At 72.6% G+C, this 19,923-nt stretch carries 8 protein-coding genes; 3 read left to right on the plus strand and 5 right to left on the minus strand.

The annotated features are described in order from the left end of the window. Nucleotides 1–8: 8 nt before the first annotated feature. The 5 genes from EV386_RS10645 to mfd form a co-directional block, all read right to left on the minus strand. Entirely contained in the window at nt 9–653 is a 645-nt protein-coding gene (locus tag EV386_RS10645; RefSeq protein WP_242607918.1) for a septum formation initiator family protein, read from the minus strand. Nucleotides 654–1,060: 407 nt separating this feature from the next. Further along, a complete protein-coding gene (gene eno, locus EV386_RS10650) occupies nt 1,061–2,344 on the minus strand; it encodes a phosphopyruvate hydratase (protein ID WP_130414827.1) in 1,284 nt (427 codons plus the stop codon). Between the two features lie 312 nt (nt 2,345–2,656). Next, nucleotides 2,657–7,045 carry an endo-1,4-beta-xylanase gene (locus EV386_RS10655; RefSeq protein ID WP_130414829.1) on the minus strand — a complete coding sequence of 1,463 codons (4,389 nt, stop codon included), beginning with the start codon at nt 7,043–7,045 and terminating at the stop codon, nt 2,657–2,659. 478 nt (nt 7,046–7,523) lie between these two features. Beyond that, the gene (locus EV386_RS10660; RefSeq protein WP_130414831.1) at nt 7,524–11,786 is read right to left on the minus strand and encodes an endo-1,4-beta-xylanase; all 4,263 of its coding nucleotides are present in this window, start codon (nt 11,784–11,786) and stop codon (nt 7,524–7,526) included. 181 nt (nt 11,787–11,967) lie between these two features. Further along, entirely contained in the window at nt 11,968–15,564 is a 3,597-nt protein-coding gene (mfd, locus tag EV386_RS10665; RefSeq protein ID WP_130414832.1) for a transcription-repair coupling factor, read from the minus strand. A 237-nt stretch (nt 15,565–15,801) separates the two neighbouring features. Between mfd and EV386_RS10670 the strand changes: the two genes are divergently transcribed. The 3 genes from EV386_RS10670 to EV386_RS10680 all read left to right on the plus strand — a co-directional run bounded on the left by EV386_RS10670 (nt 15,802) and on the right by EV386_RS10680 (nt 19,917). Then, nucleotides 15,802–17,463: a GMC oxidoreductase gene (locus EV386_RS10670; protein WP_242607919.1), complete on the plus strand. Its 1,662-nt coding sequence runs from the start codon at nt 15,802–15,804 to the stop codon at nt 17,461–17,463. A 10-nt stretch (nt 17,464–17,473) separates the two neighbouring features. Then, the gene (locus EV386_RS10675; RefSeq protein WP_130414836.1) at nt 17,474–18,307 is read left to right on the plus strand and encodes an SGNH/GDSL hydrolase family protein; all 834 of its coding nucleotides are present in this window, start codon (nt 17,474–17,476) and stop codon (nt 18,305–18,307) included. A gap of 86 nt (nt 18,308–18,393) precedes the next feature. Beyond that, nucleotides 18,394–19,917: a class I adenylate-forming enzyme family protein gene (locus EV386_RS10680; protein ID WP_130414838.1), complete on the plus strand. Its 1,524-nt coding sequence runs from the start codon at nt 18,394–18,396 to the stop codon at nt 19,915–19,917. Nucleotides 19,918–19,923: the final 6 nt, after the last annotated feature.

The raw sequence follows: 19,923 nt of genomic DNA on the forward strand, positions 1-19,923 counted from the left end.
GCCGTTGCTCACTGCCCGATTGTCTCAGACGGCGCCTCGCCGTCGAAGTCGCCAGGTGCGCCGTCATCGGCGGCGCCGTCCTCAGCGCCGTCCGCGGACTCGTCCTCAGCGCCGTCCTGCCCCGCGGCGCGCGCCGGGCCGTCCGCGACCTGGACCGAGTCCCACACCTGCGCGTACCAGGGCGCGTCGGAGCCGGCCTGCGTGCCGACCACGCCGGCGTCGACGGGCTTGCCGGTCGACGGATCGACGTCGTCGACCACCGTGTCGCCGCCGATGGTGCGCCACACGTGGTCGCCCGGCATGACGAACTGCAGCTTGCCGCGGGCCTGACCCTCGATGTACGCCGGATCGTCCCACCGGTCGAGCTGCTGTTGCAGGTGGTCGGCCTCGGCCTGCCGCTCGCTGAGCTCGCCGCGCAGCTGATGCAGCTCCATCGACTGCTGGACCGCGGCGTGGACGGTCGGCACCAGCAGCACCGCGGCGATGAGCACCACGACCGACAGGACCAGGAGGCGAACGGTCAGCACCTCGGGGAGCACCAGCCCGTTGTGCGCCCGTCGGCGCGCGTCGCGGTCGGGCCCGCCCGGCCGGTTGAGGATCGCCCGTGCCCCGGCGCCGCGGGCCGACGCCGGCACCGACCCGTTGGCGGTCACGCGTGGACGCGGGGTGGCCGGACGCGCCGCGGCGCCGCGTCCCGCCGTCTTCGGCTGCGACGGCGCGCGGCCCGCGGTTCGGCCCGGGGCGCCCCCGCGCGCTCCGGGCCGCGATGCCGGGCGCGGGGCGGAGGGCGAGACAGGACGACGAGCAGCCACGCCCTGATTCTGCCGACCCTGTCCCCCGCCTCGGGGGACGCTCCACGGCGCGCCCCGCGACGAGTCGCACGTCACGGCGCCGGATGGCGCAGGCGGGCGCGCGAACGGCGGCCCGCCCACCCACGGGGCGCAGGGCTCGAAGTCGAGCTCGCTGCCTCGCGGGCGGGCGGGCCGCCGTCAGGTGGTTTCGACAGGCTCAACCACCGGAGGGGGTGGTTGCGACAGGCTCAACCACCGGGGGGGTTCTCTCAGCCCTTGAAGCGCGGGAAGGCGCTGCGGCCGGCGTACACGCCCGCCTCGTCCAGGGCCTCCTCGATGCGCAGGAGCTGGTTGTACTTGTTGATGCGCTCGCCACGGGCCGGAGCGCCGGTCTTGATCTGGCCGGCGTTGGTGGCCACCGACAGGTCGGCGATCGTGGTGTCCTCGGTCTCACCCGAACGGTGCGAGGTCATCGTGGTGAAGCCGTTGCGCTGCGCGAGCGTGACGGCGTCGAGCGTCTCGGTCAGCGTGCCGATCTGGTTGAGCTTGACCAGCAGCGAGTTGGCGGACTTCTCCTCGATGCCACGGGCCAGACGCTCGGGGTTGGTGACGAACAGGTCGTCGCCGACGACCTGCACCTTGTCGCCGACCTCGGTGACGAACGCGGTCCAGGCGGCCCACTCGTCCTCGGACAGCGGGTCCTCGATCGAGACGATCGGGAAGTCCGCGACCATCTGCGAGTAGAGGGCGATCATGTCCGCGGTCGAGTGCACCTCGCCGTTCTTGAAGCGGTACGCGCCGTCCTTGAAGAACTCGGTCGCGGCCACGTCCATGGCGATGGCGATGTCGGCGCCGGGCTTGAAGCCGGCCTTCTCGATCGCCTCCATGATCAGCTCAAGGGCGGCGCGGTTGGAGGGCAGGTCGGGGGCGAAGCCGCCCTCGTCGCCGAGACCGGTCGCGAAGCCCTTGGCCTTGAGCACGGACTTGAGGGCGTGGTAGACCTCGGCGCCCGAGCGCAGGGCCTCCTTGAAGGTGGCCGCGCCGATCGGGGCGATCATGAACTCCTGGAAGTCCACGGTCGAGTCGGCGTGCGAGCCGCCGTTGAGGATGTTCATCATCGGGACCGGCAGCACGTGGGCGTTCGGGCCGCCGACGTAGCGGAACAGGTCCAGGCCGGCCGACTTGGCGGCGGCCTTGGCGACGGCGAGCGAGACGCCGAGGATGGCGTTGGCGCCGAGCTTGCCCTTGTTCGGGGTGCCGTCGAGGTCGATCAGCGTCTGGTCGATCAGGCGCTGCTCCTCGGCGTCGTAGCCGATGAGCTCGGGGGCGATGTCGTCGATGACGTGGTTGACGGCCTGCTCCACGCCCTTGCCGAGGTAACGGCTCTTGTCGCCGTCACGCAGCTCGACGGCCTCGAAGGCGCCCGTCGAGGCGCCCGACGGCACGCCGGCACGCGCGAACGTGCCGTCGTCCAGGACGACCTCGACCTCAACGGTGGGGTTGCCGCGCGAGTCAAGAATCTCGCGGGCGCCAACGGCTTCGATGCTAGCCACGGGTACTCCTTTAGGAACGGATGGCCGGGTGTGCCTTGCGGTCGTGAGTCAGCGTAGTTGCGTTGTCCGGCCGCGGCGCGTCCGCCCCACGAGCGGGCGACGCTGGACCCACCAGTGGTCGGACCATAACACGCGAGGCTTGTCACGACGGGGGCTGACGGCCCATACTGCACGGTTGCCTGTCCCCCGGCGTCCGCGCTGGTGAGAGGCCTGCCAGGACCGCTCACGACTGCGGCCTGCGGCCTGCGGGACACGGGTTCCCACAGGCCGCAGGCCACTCGGCGGATCAGGCGGCGCGCACGAGGCGACGCGTCACCGCAGCTGGCACGTCGCGGTGCGCCCGCCACCCGGGAACGAGATCCCGTGGCCGGACGGCGCGCCGTGACCGGTCGGCTTGCCGGGCTTGGACGGCTTGCCATGGTCGGACGGCTTGCCATGGTCGGACGGCTTGCCGGGCTTCGACGGCTTGTTCGGCGTCGACGGCTTGCCCGGCTTGTCCTTCACGCTCACCGCGCCCGACACCGCCGACACGGGCTCGTAGCCCCGAGCCGTCGCGGTGACCACGACGATCAGCGCGTGTCCGACGTCGGCCTTGGTCGGCGTGTAGGTCGAGCCCGTCGCCTTGGCCACGTCCTTGCCGTCGCGCTGCCACTGGTAGCGGTAGGTCAGCTTGTCGGGCGAGGCCCACGTCCCCGGGGACGCCGAGAGCGTGGATCCGACCTGGGCCTTGCCCGAGATGGCCGGCGCCGTGACGCTCACCCCCGACGCGGTCGCGCCGACGACGGTGACGTCGTCCCAGCCCACGAGCGTGCCGTCGGCGCGGAACACCGCGACGCGGTGCGCGCCGGGCTCGACGTCGGCGCGCAGCGGCACGGTGGCCTTGCCGTTCTTGCCCACCGTGACCGTGCCGAGCGAGATCGGGTCGGAGTAGAGCCACACGTCGAGGTCGGCGCTCTTGACGCCGGTGCTCAGCGCGATCGAGCCGCCGGCGCGCACGACGTCGTCGGCCTTGACCTTGCCGCGGTTGGCCGCGGTGAGCTGGTCGCCGGTGAGCGGGGGCTGCGGCGCCGTCGGCGCCGAGGCCACCAGGTGGCCCACACCCCAGCGGGCGGTGGTCTGGTAGCCCGTCCCGGTCGGCTCGGCCCACGTGTGCACCGCGTACCGCGCGCCGCCACGCCCGTCGTTGACCTGGAAGTCCAGGCCCTGGAACGTCTCGGCGCCGCCGAGCGCGACGTCGTCCTGGCCGCCCGACTGACCCCGCAGGGTCACGGCCAGCTCGACGACGTACCCGGTGTCGGTGCGCGTGGTGGCCGAGGTGAGGCGGGCCGCCTGCGCCCCGGCGTCGCCGGTGCCGAACGAGGTGACGTTGTCCGCCGAGATGCGCATCTGCGCGTCGGTGGGCCCGTACCCGCCCGACTTGGCGTTGCCCAGGTCAAGGAAGAGCTCGACCGAATCCTGGTTCCAGGGGTCGCCCGAGCTCAGGTCGATGACCGGGTCGGTCACCTCGTACAGCACGTACAGGGTGTCGTCGCCCTTCCACAGCGTGCGCACGTCGGCGTAGGCGCCGTCGGCGGCCCCCTCGACGGTCCTGCCGGTGCGCACGACCTGCGCGCGCGACCAGACGTCGTCGACGACGCCGTCCACGACGGGCGCCTGGTCCGTCGCCTCGGCGACGTCCACCGTCGACAGGTCCTCCAGGAACGTCAGCGTGCCGGTCTCGCCGGGGCTGTTCCAGGCGCCGACGACGTCGCCGCCGGCCGTGGCGCGCACGTCGAGCTGAGCCGAGTCGCCCGCCACCACGTCGCTGAGCGGCACGTGCAGCACGGCGCGCCAGCCGTCTCCCGCGTCGTCAAGGACGACGCCCTGCGCGCCGCCCGACACGTCGCCCGCGCGGGTGACGGCGTAGGCGGCGCCGTCGTAGGACACCTCGACGGCGTCGGAGGAGTCCGAGGCCACCGTGACGAGCAGCGTGAGGTGATCCGGCGTCCAGCGCGGCACGAACGATCCGGCGCTGTTGGTCAGCTGCTGCGCCGGCAGGTTGCGCCACTCGACGGCGTCGCCGGCCGCCGAGTCGAGCGGCACGTCGCCGCCGAACACGTTGGCCGCGGTGATGAGCGGGCTCACCTCGCCGCCCGACGCCCCGAAATAGGCCTCCTTGGCCTGCAGTCCCGCGTCGAACAGCAGCGGCGCCTGCGCCGAGCGCCACGACCGGTTGTCGGTCAGCCCCCAGACCGTGACCGAGTACAGGTCGTCGGCGTGGGCGCGGAAGACGTCGAACGCGTCGGCGTACCAGTGGCCCTGCTGGATGAGGGCCGCCTGGGTCACCGGGGTCCCCACGGTCACGTCGAGCTCGGTCACCGCCTGGACGACCGGCAGCGAGGAGAACCGGGTCAGCGCCGCGTCGAGCGAGGCGATCGGCGTGGTCAGCGACGCGTGGAACTGGTGGCCCACGCCGTCGACCGGCACACCCGCCGCCAGCAGGCGCTCGACGAGCGCGTAGTAGCGGTCCTGCTTGCCCTGCTGCTCGGTGTTGTAGTCGTTGATGAACAGCTTGACGGGGCGGTCGGTCCCGGCCGCGGCGTACTGCTGGTTGAACGCCTCGTCCGCGTAGGCGAACGCGTCGGCGATGTACTCCTCGCCGAGCACCGCGTACCAGGCGCTGCGGCGCAGGCCGTCGTCGGTGTCCGCGGCGTCCGAGACCACCTCGTTGACGACGTCGAACGCCACCAGGGGGTTGGTGTCCGAGCCGAACGGGCCGTAGTCGCCCGCGATCGAGGCGGCCACGTCGAAGATGTGCGTGCGCAGGCGCTCGCGCAGGAACTGCTGGTCGTCGGGCGACGAGGTCAGCGGCGTGCCGTCGTCCCGCTGGAAGAACCAGTCGGGCGTCTGGCTGTGCCACACCAGCACGTGCCCGTACAGGCGCAGGTTGTTGGCCTGGGCGAAGTCGAGCAGCGACGTCGCCTCGGGGTTGCGCACGAAGTGGTGGTCGGCGTCGTACCACGCCTCGACCTTCATGTGGTTCTCGGGCGTGATCTGGTTGAAGTGGTGCAGCAGCAGCTCGGCGGCGTTGCCTGTGGTCTCGCGCGAGTCGATGGCCACGCCCAGGCCCGGGATGTCGATGGTGTCCTTGAGCGGGGTCAGCGACGTGTCGACGACCGGAGGCTGCGGCACCCAGACCTTGACCTGGTCGACGAGGAAGGTCGACACGTTCCCGCTGTTGTACTTCGTCTCGAAGTACAGCTCGGCCGCCGTGTCGTAGGTCGGCATGGTGAACTGGCCGCCGACCTTGACCCACCCGTCGTTGCGCGCGGTGGTGATGGCGGCGAGGTTCGAGAACGACTCGGCGCCCGCGCCGTCGGCGCCCGTGCGCACGGTGCGCGCCGACAGCGTCATCTCACCGGCCGGCGCGCCCTCGGCGAACCGCACCCACGCCTCGAACTCGAGAGTCGCGCCCGAGACCCCGGCGCCGGTGACGTCGTACTGCAGCCCGTCGCCGTCGGAGTCGCGGCCCGAGACCTGCGCGGCGCGCGCGGTGTCGTCCGCGCCGCCGGCCACGACGTCGAGCGCGGGCGCGGTGGTGTCGGGTTGACGCGGGGTCCAGCCCTGCGCCGTGGAGTCCTCGAAGTCGGTGTCGACCAGGACGGTTCCCGGCTCCGGGCCCACCGACGGCGAGCTGGGCGTCGTGACCTCGACGTCGTCGACCAGATAGGTGTAGGAGGCGAGGCCGGAGATGTCGGCGGTGCCGAGATAGACCTTGGTGGTCGCGGGGTCGGCGTTCGCCGGGACCGTCCACTGCCCCGAGATGGTCGTCCAGCCGTCGGCCGTGATGGTGGTGTCGCCGATCCAGCCGTAGTTCCCTGAGCCGTCGGCGTCGTGGTAGCTCACCCAGCGCGCGTTCGTCGACGGTGTGCCCTCGGCCAGGCGCAGGCGCGCCGAGACCGTGTAGGTCGACCCGGGGACGAGCAGGCCCGGGGTGGTCTGCAGGCCCACGTAGTCCGCGGACCGGCCGTTGACGGACAGCGCGTAGCCGGTGTCCTGCGCAGCGAAGGTCAGTGTGCCGTCGGAGCCGCCCGACTGTGCCAGGCCCGTGCCGAGGGTCTGGTCGTCGAAGTCCGCGGCGGCGATGGTGGTCGCCGACGACGGCGCGGTGACCTGGACGTCGTCGAGCAGGAAGGAGGCGGTCGCCGAGGCCGACTCGACGTACAGGATCGTGGGGGGCGTCTCGGGCAGCACGGTGTAGTAGCCGTCGAGCTGGACCCACGCGCTGTCGGTCACGTCGAGCCGCGATCCGACCCACGGGTACTCGTTGGCGGCGCCCGGCTGGTTCACGCCGAAGTTGAGCTGGGTGGGCGCCTCGCCAGCGGCGAGCTTGACCCAGCCCGTGACGTGGTACTCGCCGCGGGTGAACAGCGTGCTCACGTCGACCTGGGCGCCGTTCCACCCGGTGGTCCGGTCGGTGATCTTGAGCGCCTGGGCGCCGGTGTGCGCGTCAGCGTCGAGTGCGGCGCTCGCCCCGCGGCCGGACCAGGGCGCGGGACTGGCCCCCTCGAAGTCGCTGCTCAGCACGACGGTGTCGGCGGCTGCCGCCGGCGCGCTCGTGGCCACCAGCGCGGTGACCGCTGCGCTCGCGGCGAGCGCGCCCGCCGTGAGTCCCGCGAGGAGTGCGCGTCCGCGCCCGCCTCGCGCCCGGAAGATTCTCATCTATCGCTCCCTTGCGACCGGTCCGCCGTGCGACGGACACTCAGCGGGCACACCTGTGCGCCCCTGGGCGAGAGTAGGGTCAGAAAACCTTTTCGACAACGGTTGCCAGCAGCGTCTCGGCGTCTGGACGCGGCCCGATCCCCGCGAAACCGCAGCGCACCACGCCCGCGGACCGACTCAGGCCCACCCGGATCTCACCCACACCGCCCCACCGCCCGGACGCGCGCTTCGACAGCGTCTCGACCTGAGTCGTCGTGGTCGGCGCGGGGGTCGTGGTGCTCGGCTCACGCTCGATGGTCGGCGTGCGCGGGCCCGCACCCCGACCGGCGCAGCGGGCGGCGTGGGCGCGGCCCTTCGCTGACGCGCCGCGGCCGCGCCGGCCACGTCCCGCGCGCAGCGCGGTCCGCGGCCGACGCGGCCACATCGCGAGTGGGGCAAAGGCCCGGGCGGTCCCCCACGAGCCCCTGCCGATCACCCGCTACCCGGCCGACCCGACCCTCTCCCAGGGGCCGTGTGGGTCGCCCGGAGTCTGATTGCGCGTCCACCAGCGGGCCCGCCAGAGCTGACCTTCGTGCTCGACGACCTCACCTCCGGTGAACACCCACGACGCCGTCCACGCGCGCACGTCCTGCCCGTCGTGCGTGGTGACCACGGCGCCCAGCTCCATCCAGGAGCACCACGGGCTCGCGCCCGGCTCCTGGCGCTGCGTCCACCACTGCGCCTCGAACACACGCCCGTCGAAGACGACCCGGTCTCCGGCGACGTACACGCGCTCGGCCTCCCAGGCGTCGTACGCCGGGACCTCGGGCTCCGGCGCCGTCTCGGGCAGGTCACCCAGCAGGGCGACGCCCCAGCGCGCGGTGCTCTGGAACGAGGCGCCCGTCGGGTCGCCCCAGGAGTGGACCGCCGTGCGGGTCCCGGCGCCCGAGGCGTCGTTGACCTGCACGTCGAAGCCGTGGAAGAAGCCCAGACCCGACAGCGAGTCGTTCCACTGACCGGCCTGGTGGCCGGTGCCGGTCGACATGCGGATCCCGACCTCGACGACGTACCCGCCCTCGACGACGCGCGCCGCCGAGGTCAGGCGCTCGGCCTGGATCTGCGTGTCGCCCTGGCCGAACGACACGTCACCGGCCGCTGAGACGCGGAACTGCGCGTCGTACAGCGGCAGGTGGTGGCCGCCGGGGACACGGTCGGCCAGGCCCACGAAGACCTCGACCGAGTCCTGCTCGTGGCTGTTGGCGCTCGTGGTGTCGATGACCGGGTCGGCCACCTCGACCAGCAGGTAGAGCGTGGCGTACTGGCCGTTGTCGTACCAGAGCGTGCGCACGTCGGCCTGTGCGCCGTCGGCGGCGCCCTCCACCCGCGTCTCGGTGCGGATGGTGGCCGCGGCCGCCCAGGCGTCGTCGATCTCGCCGTCGACCTGCGGACGCACGGGTGTGCGCGGAATCTCGACGAAGCTCAACGGCTCGACGAAGGTGACCTGGCCCGGCTCGCCGACCGGCGCCCACGAGCCGTGGTTGCGGCCCGAGTCGTCCACCCGGCGCACGTCGAACTCGACGCGGTCGCCCTCGGTGACGCCGTCGTGCGGGACCTGGACGATGACGTCGAAGCCGTCGGCGCGGCCGCGGACGATCGCGTCCGCGTCACCGCTCACCGTGCCGTCCGAGGCGACGACGGCGGTGCTCTGGCCCAGGACGACCTGCAGCGAGTACGGCTGACCGAACTCGGCGTTCCACAGGCCGTTGACGTTCGCCAGCACGGTGACGTGCTCGGGCGTCCAGCGCAGGTGGAACTGCCCGGCGCCCTGGCTCAGCGCGTGCGCGGGAAGCTGGCCCCAGGCCGGGGCGTCGAACGACGCGTCGTCGAGCGCGATGTCGGCGCCGAAGGCGTAGCCCTCCTGCACCACCGTCTCCAGCGGCGGCACGGACCAGTCACCGCCGTCGGGGCGCTCGGGCAGGCCCGTCGCGTCCGTGAGGATGTGGTGGTTCTGGATCGCCCCGAAGAAGGCCGGCTTGGCGGTCAGGTCGTCGTTGAACAGCAGCGGCAGTTGCGCGGCGCGCCACGACCGCCCATCCGTCAGACCCCAGATCGTGACCGTGTCGACGTCGCCGTGGGCGACCTGGTGCTCACGGATGATGTCGAAGGCCTGGCGGTAGTAGTGGCCCTGCGCGATGAGCCCGGCCTCGCCGACCTGCGACGGCGGGATGGTCACGTCGACCTCGGTGACCGCCTGCAGCACGGGCGCGTTGACCCAGCCGTTGTCGTAGGCGAACAGCTCGAGCGCGTACCGCAGGCCCTCGACCTGCCACTCCAGCCCCGCGTGGAACTGGTGGCCGACGCCGTCGACCGGCGCGCCGGCGTCGAGCAGGCGGTTGGTCAGCTCCAGCAACTGCCAGCGCTTGGTCGCCTCGTTGTCGGGGCGGACCAGACCGCGCTCGGTGTTGTAGTCGTTGACCCACAGCGTGATGCGGTCGTCGCCCGACGCCGGAGCCTGGGGCGTGCCGCTGACGTGGTGCACGCCGTTGAGGTAGTGGTCGGCCGCCTGGAACGCCTCGATCAGGAAGCGGTCGTGCGTGTGCTCGCTGCCCTCGTACGGGGTGAAGATGCGCGTCCAGGGCGAGTTGGGCCGCAGCCCGCCCGCGACCTGGGCCTGCACGCTGTTGTTCGCGACGACCTCGTTGGCCACCTCGTAGGAGGAGACCGGGTTGGTCGGCGAGCCGAACGGACCGTAGCGCTCGGCGATCGCACCGGCGACGCGGCCGATGTGCTCGCGCATGCGGCGCAGCATCTCCTCCTGGCCCTGCGGCGTGTTGGGCAGCTCCTCGCCGTCGTCGCCCGCGAAGAACCAGGCCGGGGTCTGCGAGTGCCACACCAGCACGTGGCCGAAGACGGTCAGGCCGTGCTCCTGCGCGAAGTCGAGCATCTCGACGGCCTCGGGGTGCATGCGGAAGGCGCCCGCCCCGTCGTACCACGCCTCGGGCTTCATGTGGTTCTCGCCCACGAGGTGGTTGAAGTGGTGCAGCAGCAGCTCGGCGTGCTCGCCGTGCAGCTCGCGCGAGTCGACGGCGACGCCGGTCGCGATCCCGGGCAGCGTGGCCTGAAGCGGCAGCAGGTCCCGCTCCCACTCGAGCGGGGCGGGCAGGCCGATGCGGACGTTGTCGACCTCGAAGGCCGTGGTGTCGCCCGTCGCGCCCGCCTGCCACGGCGTCTCGAAGTAGAGGTTCGCCATGGTCGTGAACGCGGGCATCATGAACTCGCCCGCCACGCGGGTCCAGTCGTTGCCGACCGCCATGTTCTGCACCAGGTTGGTGAACGTGCTCGCGCCCGTCTGCGACGACAGCGTGATCTCGCCGCCGCCCGCCGCGTGGTCGACGAACCGGATGTCGGCCTCGAACTCGAAGCGTGTCATCGGCGCCAGCAGGTCGACGACGTCGAGCATCGGGCCGTCGCCCTGGTTGCCACGCCCGGAGATGCGGATCGCGCCCTGCGAGTCGGCGCCCGGCGAGACGTGCTCGAGCACCGGGCCCACGCCCGAGGCGTCGCGGCCGAACCAGCCCTGCGCACCGTCCTCGAAGTCGAATGCCAGCCCGTCGAACTCCCAGTCCTCGTCGACCGCCGGGGCCGGCTCGACGCGCCACAGCTCCACGGAGTCGAGGAAGTAGGTGAACGGACCCGTGCCCGCGGCCTGGACCATCATGGCCGGCGTGGCGCCCGCACGCCAGGTCGTCGAGACCGTGGTCCACACGTCCGCCGCGATGTCCCCGCCCGCGGCGTAGCCGAAGCCCGGCATGGCGCGGAACTCGATGCGGTGGGCGTCGGCGCGCTCGTCCGTGCGCGCCGTCACGTCCAGGCGGTACAGGGCGCCGGGCTGCGTGAGGCCCTCGCCGAACACCGGGGCGCGCCAGTCGTCGTCGCCGCGCTCGACCGCCAGGACGTCGCCCTGCCCGTCCGGGCTCGGGATACGGCGCATCGCCACACCACCGAACGCCTCGACGTTCGCCAGGTCGGCGTCGTCGGAGAAGTCCCAGGTGTGGACGAGCTCGGCCTCGAACTCGTCCTCCGGCTCGGTCGCGGCGCCGACGTAGCGCTCCACGCGCACGCCGTCGGCGAGGAAGGCGTGCTCCGCGTCGAGGCCGGCGCCGGCGACCAGGCGGACGTGGTCGGCGCCGTCGGCCGGGACCTGCCACTGGCCGCTGACCGTCGCCCAGTCGCCCAGCGCGACATCCTGGTTGCCGATCCAGTCGAAGCCGGGGCTGCCCACGAAACGGATGTCGAGCGATGACGACGGCCCGTCGAGGTAGGAGACGTCGGCCGTGAGGCGGTACGTGCCGCCCGGCGTGAACAGGTCGCCGGGCAGTTGCAGGCCGTGCCAGTCGGCGGTGCGGGTCGTCTCCAGGACCAGCCCGGCGCCGCGCGGGTCGTCGACCACCGCGAGGGCGCCGCCGTCGGCGCCGAAGCCGGTCTCGCCGTCCTCGAAGTCGAGCGCGACGACCGACTCCCAACGGGAGTCCGGCGCCGGCTGTCCGGCGTCCTCGCCGGTCGCCCACGCCTCGGGCACGCGCCCGTCCTGGTCGCTTCGGCCGACGCCGGCCGGCGTGTGGGCCGAGGCGGCGGCCGCGGGTCCCGCCGTCGTCAGCAGGCCTCCCGCGAGCAGCACGCCGGCCGTGCCCGCAGCCGTCGCCCGCCGCAAGGTCTTCAGGTGCGCCCGCCGGGAGCCACCCGGCCTGAGCAGTCGTCGCATCAATTCGCCCCTTCGCGATCTTTGAGCCCACTGTCAGGGCCTGGTCGCGACACTAGGGACTAGGCAAAGTTTCGTAAAAGATTCGAAACGGATCCGGCGCGGTTCCCTCTAGGTGATGGCTCAATTTGACCCTGGCATTGCGAAGCGACGCCCCGCGCCGACGCACGGCGCGCTGCGCGCCCTACCGGTTGACCGCGGCGGCGCTCGCCGCCGCGCCGACCTCCCCGAGCACCACCGCGTCGATCAGTTGACGCGCCCACGCCAGCACCTCGGCGCCGCGCAACGGGCGGCCGCCGATGCGCGCCGTCGTCGGGAACGGCACGAGGAACGCGCGGATCGCGGGCTTGAGCACCGTGCCCGGGTACAGGCGCTTGAGGCGCAGCTGCGCCGACTCCGGCAGGTCGACGGGGGCGAACCGCACGAACTTGCCCTGCGCGGTGACGTCGGTGATCCCCGCGCGGCGCACGTGGTTGCGGAAGTCCGCGACGTCGAACAGGGCGCTCGCGACCTCGGGCAGCGCGCCGTAGCGGTCGACCAGCTCGGCGCGCACCTCCGCGAGCGCCGGCGCGTCGGTCGCCGCCGCGATCTTCTTGTACGCCTCGAGCCGCAGGCGCTCGGTCGCGATATACGACTCGGGCAGGTGCGCGTCGACGGGCAGCTCAATGGTGACCTCGGGCTGCTCGGCCTCACCGTCACCGCGGAACGCCGCGACGGCCTCGCCCACCATGCGCACATACAGGTCGAACCCGACGCCCGCGATGTGGCCCGACTGCTCGCCGCCCAGGAGGTTGCCGGCGCCGCGGATCTCCAGGTCCTTCATGGCGATCTGCATGCCCGCGCCCAGGTCGGTGTGCGCGGCCATGGTGGCCAGGCGGTCGTGCGCCTGCTCGGTCAGCGGGCGCTCGGGCGGGTAGAGGAAGTAGGCGTACGCGCGCTCGCGCCCGCGACCCACGCGCCCGCGCAACTGGTGCAGCTGCGACAGGCCCAGCACGTCGGCCCGCTCCAGGATGAGCGTGTTGGCGTTGGAGATGTCCAGGCCGGTCTCGACGATGGTGGTGCACACCAGCACGTCGAGCTCCTTCTCCCAGAACCCGCGGATGACCTGGTCGAGCTGGTGCTCGCCCATCTTGCCGTGCGCGACGCCGATGCGGGCCTCGGGCACGAGCTCGGACAGGCGCGCGGCCGTGCGCTCGATCGACTCGACGCGGTTGTGGACGTAGAAGACCTGCCCCTCGCGCAGCAGCTCGCGGCGCAGCGCGGCGGCGATCTGCCGCTCCTCGTAGGCGCCCACGTAGGTCAGCACCGGGTGGCGCTCCTCGGGCGGCGTGGCGAGCGTCGACATCTCACGGATGCCGGTCACCGCCATCTCCAACGTGCGTGGGATGGGCGTGGCCGACATGGCCAGCACGTCGACGTTGGTGCGCAGTTGCTTGAGCGTCTCCTTGTGCTCGACGCCGAAGCGCTGCTCCTCGTCGATGATCACCAGGCCCAGGTCCTTGAAGTGGACCGCGCCCGTGATGAGGCGGTGCGTGCCGATGACGACGTCGACCGTGCCGTCCTTGAGCCCCTTGATCGTCTCCTCGGACTCGCGCGAGTTCTGGAAGCGGCTGAGCGCGGCGACCTTGACCGGGAAACCCTGGTATCGCTCGGAGAACGTCTCGAAGTGCTGCTGCACCAGCAGTGTGGTCGGCACCAGGACGGCGACCTGCTTGCCGTCCTGCACCGCCTTGAAGGCCGCGCGGATCGCGATCTCCGTCTTGCCGTAGCCGACGTCGCCGCACACCAGGCGGTCCATCGGCGTCGGCTTCTCCATGTCGGCCTTGACCTCGTCGATCGTGGAGAGCTGGTCGGGCGTCTCGACGTAGGCGAACGCGTCCTCCAGCTCGCGCTGCCACGGGGTGTCGGGGCCGAACGCGTGGCCTTGGGTGGCCATGCGCGCCGAGTACAGGCGGATGAGCTCGCCCGCGATCTGCTTGACGTGCTTGCGCGCCTTGGCCTTGGTGTTCTTCCAGTCGGCGCCGCCCATCTTGGACAGGCTCGGCGCCTCGCCGCCCACGTACTTGGTGACCTGGTCGAGCTGGTCCATGGGCACGTAGAGCCGGTCGCCGGGCTGGCCGCGCTTGCTGGAGGCGTACTCCACCACCAGATACTCGCGCGTGGCGGCGTTGGCGCCCGCGCCGAGCGTGCGCTGCACCATCTCGACGAAGCGGCCGACGCCGTGCTGCTCGTGCACCACGTAGTCGCCCGCGCGCAGTTGGAGCGGGTCGACGACGTTGCGCCGACGGCTGGGCAGTTTGCGCATGTCGCGCGTGCCGGTGCCCGCCCGGCCCGTCAGGTCCGACTCGGAGAACACCGCGAGCTTGAGGTCGGGCGCCACGAAGCCCTTGCCCACGAGCGCGGGCAGCACCATGACCACGCCCGGGTCGGGCGCGGCGTCCAGCCGGGCGACCAGCCGGGCGGCGGCGTCGGCGGCCATGAGCTGCTCGGTCATGCGCTTGGCGGGGCCGTGGCCCTCCGTGGTCAGCACGAGCCGCCAGCCCTCGCGCTGCAGGCGGCGCACGTCGTCGAGCGCGCGCTCGAAGTCGCCGCGGTAGGACTCGACGTCGCGCGCGGCCACGACGTGCGTGGTTTCGACAGGCGTGGTTTCGACAGGCTCAACCACCGCGTGGGGGTCGAGGCCGAAGGCCGACAGGGTCCACCAGCCCAGGCCGCGGCGCGCGGCGACCTCACGCGCCTGCGCCAGGGTGTAGAAGCTGGCCGCCGACAGGTCGAGGGGCGCCGCGCCGCCCGCGACCGCGCCGGTCCAGGCGGCGGCCAGGAACTCCTGCGTCGTCGCCACCAGGTCGTGCGCCCGGCGGCGCACCCGCTCGGGCTCGTCGACCACCAGCAGCGCGTCGTCGGGCACCAGGTCGAGCATCGGGACCATGTCGTCGACCAGGGCCGGGGCGAGCGACTCCATGCCCTCGACGGCGATGCCCGCGGCGATCCGGTCGAGCATCTCCACCGCGCCGGGCAGGCGCTCGACGAGCGCGGCAGCGCGCTCGCGCACGGCGTCGGTCAACAGGATCTCGCGGCACGGCGGCGCCCACAGGCCCTGCTGCGCGATCTCCAGCGAGCGCTGGTCGGCCACCGAGAACCAGCGGATCTCGCTGACCTCGTCGCCCCAGAACTCGATGCGCAGCGGGTGGTCCTCGGTGGGCGGGAAGACGTCGAGGATGCCGCCGCGCACCGCGAACTCGCCACGCCGCTCGACCATGTCGACGCGGCTGTAGGCCGCGGCGACCAGCCGCTCGCCGACGTCGGTCAGGTCGGCCGTGTCGCCGTCGCGCAGCGTGACGGGCTCCAGCTCGCCCAGGCCCGCCACGACGGGCTGCAGCAGCGCGCGCACCGGCATCAGCAGCACGCGGATCGGGCCCGCCGGCCCCGGCTCGTCGGCCGGGTGGGCCAGGCGGCGCATGACGGCGATGCGCCGCGCGACCGTGTCGGAGCGCGGCGACAGGCGCTCATGCGGCAGCGTCTCCCAGCTCGGCAGCACCGCGACGTCGTCGGACCGCTCGTCCGGCAGGTACGCGCGCACCGAGGCGGCGAGCTCGTCGGCCTGCCGGCCGGTGGCCGTCACCACCACCAGGGGCCGCCGCTTGGCCGCCTCGACCAGCAGCGGGGCGCGCACGCCCTGCGGCCCGACGACGTCGACGTACCCGCGCGTGCCCACCTCGCGCAGCGCGGCGGCGGCGCCGGGGTCAGCGAGCAGGGCGGGAACGAGGCCGGTGAGGTTCACGGGGACTCCGGGGGCTGGGCGCACGACGACGGGCCCGGATCTCCCCGTGGCGGGGGGTCCAGGCTTGTCGGACCAGGGTACGCCGCAGCCGGTCGGCGCAGCCTGTTGACGCCGGGCGGCGCATTTCACCCTGATGCCGACCGGTTTCGCCCGCTGTGCCCTGCGGCTCGCGCCGCGTGCGCGACTAGCGTGGCGATGCGAGAGCACGACCCCTCCACGCGATCACGGAGCCGAAGAGTGACGATCATCGCCGCCGACCAGACACCCCCTGCCGACTGCGATGTGTGCGTCGTCGGCGCCGGACCCGTGGGCCTGGCGACCGCGATGGCGTCGGCCAAGCTGGGCCGGCGCGTGCTGCTGGTCGACGCCGGAACCCTGACCTCCGGCGGCCAGGACGTGGACCTGAACGCCGACGGCCTGCCGACGCGGGTCCTCGACGCGGCGCGACACGCGCCGCTGGAGCAGACCACGCGACGCGGGATCGGCGGAACCTCGGCGCTCTGGGGCGGTCGCTGCGTCCGGTTCGAGCCCATCGACTTCGAGGCCCGCGACTACCTCCCCGACAGCGAGTGGCCCATCGACGTCCACGATGTCGAGAAGTGGCAGGCGGACGCCGCCGAGTACCTCGACTGCGGCGCCGCGGTGTTCCGCTCCTCGCAGCCGGACTGGGACGGGCTGGACGACTTCGAGATGTCGCAGTTGGAGCGCTGGGCGCGTCAGCCCAAACTCGCGCCGGGCCTGGGCGCCCGCGTCGTCGAGCACCCCCTCATCCACGTGCTCCTGGCCACGCGCCTGTCCGACCTCGACCTGGACGCCGGCGGCTCGGTCACCTCCCTCGTCGTGGAGCGCGCCGGGGTGACGACGCGGCTGACCGCGGGCTCGTACGTGCTCGCCATGGGAGGCCTGGAGATCACGCGGTTCCTGCTGGGCGTCCAGCAAGACCACCCGGAGGCGTTCGGCGGGATCGACGGACCGCTGGGCCGGTACTACATGGGCCACGCCACGGGCTCCATCGCCGACATCATCTTCGACGACCCCAAGCGCGCCGCTGAGATCGACTTCGAGCGCGACACCGACGGCACCTACGTGCGGCGACGGTTCACGCTGACCGCGCAGGCGCAGCGCCGCCATCAGGTGCTCAACACCAGCTTCTACCTCGACAACCCCCCGTTCTACGAGGAGGAGCACCGCAACCCCACGCTCTCGCTCGTCTTCCTGGGCCTGGCCGTCGCTCCGATCGGCCGTCGGCTCATCGCCGAGGGGATCCGGCTGCGCCACATCGGCCCGCCGCCGTACCACTACGGCGCGCATCTGCTCAACGTCCTGCGCAGGCCGTGGCGCGCCGCCTTGGACGTGCTCGACGTTCTGCGGGAGCGGTATCTGTCCCGCGTGCGCCGGCCGGGCTTCATCCTGCGCAACCCGTCCGGCCGCTACGCGATCCACTACCACGCCGAGCAGATCCCGAACCCGGACTCCCGCGTCTTCGTCCAGACGCGGCCCGACGGCAGCCCGGAGCTGCAGATCGACTTCCGGTACGTCGAGCAGGACATCGACTCGCTGCTGCGCTGCCACGAGCTGCTCGACAAGCAGCTGCGGTCCGCGGGCATCGGCCGGGTCGAGTACCTCGCGAAGGATCCGGAGGGTGTGCGCGCCTCGGCGTGGGAGCAGGCCACGGACGGGTTCCACAGCATCGGGACCACCCGGATGAGCTCTGAGCCGGGCGACGGCGTCGTCGACGGCGAGTGCCGCGTGCACGGCCTGGACAACCTCTACCTCTCGTCCAGCAGCGTGTTCCGCACCGCCGGCGAGGCCAACCCGACGTTCCTCGCGGCCTGCCTCGGCGTGCGTCTGGCCCACCATCTCGCGTCGGTGCGCTCACGCCCCAAGGCCGCCGCCTGACGGCCCGACGATGACAGGGCTGCGACGCCGCGCGTGGTGGACCGCTGCCGCTCTGGGGGTGGTGGTGGCCGGGCTCGCGCTGGCGTGGGCCCTGGTCCCGCGCGCCGACCGCGGCGACACGTCGGCCCACCCCACGGGCGGCGGCGGCGGCGCGGCGACCTCCTCCGCCAACAGCCCCTCGGCCACCCGAGCCCCGACGTCCTCGCCGGATCAGCAGGCCCTTGCGTCTGCCGGGCAGCGCGTCGCGGTCATCGGCGACTCGCTCATCGCGCAGAACGACGATGGCAAGGCGCACAGCGCCGACGCGCTGAGGGCGGCGGGCTGGCCGGTCTCGGGCGACGACGACTACTACTGGTACGGGTGCTCGGGGAAGGGGTTCAACAGCCCGGACCCCTGCCGCACGACCACGGTGCAGAACATCCGAGAGGCGCGCGCCCAACTGGGCGCAGAGCCGGATGTCTGGGTCATCGCCCTGGGATCCAACGACAACAACGACGGCGGCGTGCCCGCCTGGGAGGCCCAGGTGCAGCCGGTCCTGGCCGAACTGGGCCCCGACGCGGTGCTCGTGTGGGTCAACCAGAGCACCCAGTGGCGCACCGGAGACGCGGTCAACGAGTATCTGGCCACGACGCTCGCCTCGCGTCCGAACACCGTCCACGCCGACTGGTACGACTACACGTTCACGCATGACGCCCACGGCGCGGTCGTGGAGTGGGACAGCGCGACCGCCATCATCAACGACGACTCCCTGTGGCGCGACGGCTCGCACATGACCGACGCGGGGTACCTCCTGCGCAACGCCTACATCGCGCAGCAGACCCTCGTCGCGGCCGGCCTCGGGTAGCGATTCACCTGCGGTTCACCCGCACCGGCCCTCCCCGGCCTGCGGACCGCTCGATAGCGTGGTCAGCGTCATTCTGAGGAGGGCCTGTGTCGACGACGACCGACTATCTGCTCGGCCGCGCCGTCGACGACGCCGTCGCCTTCGTCGACGGGGGCGCCGAGCACACCTACGGCGAACTGCGCTCAGACGTCAGTGCGTGGGCCGAGAGCCTCGCCGACCTCGCGTTGCCGGTCGGCTCCCCGGTCGCGATCCTCGCGCCCAACGGGCTGTTCTGGATCGCGGCGTACCTCGCGACCATGTCGCTGGGGCTGGTCTGCGTTCCGATCGCCGCCACGCTGCCCGCCGAGGAGGTCACGGCCCGCGTGCGGTGGGTCGGCGCGCGCGCCGTGTTCCTCGGCCGCCGGTTCGCGCGGCGATCCGCCGCCTATGTCCCCGACGGCACACCCGTCCTCGCCGAGGGCGACCTGGCGCCCGACCCCCATCGCCGCCGCCCCTCGCTCCCCCCGCCCGACGTCGACCCCCATGACGACGCCGCCTGGCTCTTCACGTCCGGCACCACCGGCCGGCCACGGGCCGTGCGCATCACCCACCGCAACATTCAGGCCAACACCGAGTCGATCCTGACCTACCTCGCGCTGCGCCCCGACGAGCGGACGCTCAGCGCGCTGCCGTTCACCTACGTCTTCGGCGCCTCGCTGTTGCACACCCACCTGCGCCTCGGCGCGCGGCTGGTCAACCAGCCCACCTTCGCGTTCCCCGAGTCCGTGGTCACCCGGCTCGATGCCGAACAGTGCACCGGGTTCGCCGGTGTGCCCTCGATGTTCCACCTGCTGCTGCGCAACAGCTCGTTCCGCCATCGCCCGCTGCCCGCCCTGCGCACGATCCAGCAGGCCGGCGGGCGGCTGCCGCCCGCTCTGGTGGACGAGTTGGTCCAGGCCCAACCCCACGCGCGCGTCTTCGTCATGTACGGCCAGACCGAGGCGACCGCGCGCCTGTCCTACCTCCCACCCGAGCAGCTCGCCACGCGTCCCGGCTCCATCGGCCGCGGCATCCCCGGCGTGCGCCTGCGCGTCGTCGGCGCGGACGGCGAGGACGTCGCACCCGGGCAGATCGGGGAGATCTTCGCCTGCGGGGAGAACATCTCCCCCGGGTACCTGCGCGACGACGCCGCCACGGCGCTCAAGATGCCGGGCGGCGAGCTGCGGAGCGGGGACCTCGCCACGGTCGACGCCGACGGATACCTGTACGTCGTCGACCGCAACGAGGACTTCATCAAGTCGTGGGGCTACCGGATCGCGAGCCAGGAGGTCGAGGCCGCGGCCATGGAGCACCCCGGCCTGGTGCACGCGGCCGCCGTCGGGGTGCCCGACGACGCCGCCGGCGAGCGGATCGAACTCGTCGTCGTCCCCCGGCCGGGGTTCGACGTCACGGCGTCCGAGGTGCTCGACCTGTGCCGCGCGCGATTGGCGAGGCACATGGCGCCCTCGGCCGTCCACCTTGTCGAGGCGTTGCCGTTGAGCGCGAACGGCAAGGTGCTCAAGCGCGAGGTGCGCTCGCTGTGCGCCGACCTCGCAGCCGGTCTGAGCCCTGCGCCGATCCCCGTCCACTGAGGAGCC

It is taken from the genome of Xylanimonas ulmi, from assembly GCF_004216535.1.
GTDB lineage: Bacteria > Actinomycetota > Actinomycetes > Actinomycetales > Cellulomonadaceae > Xylanimonas > Xylanimonas ulmi.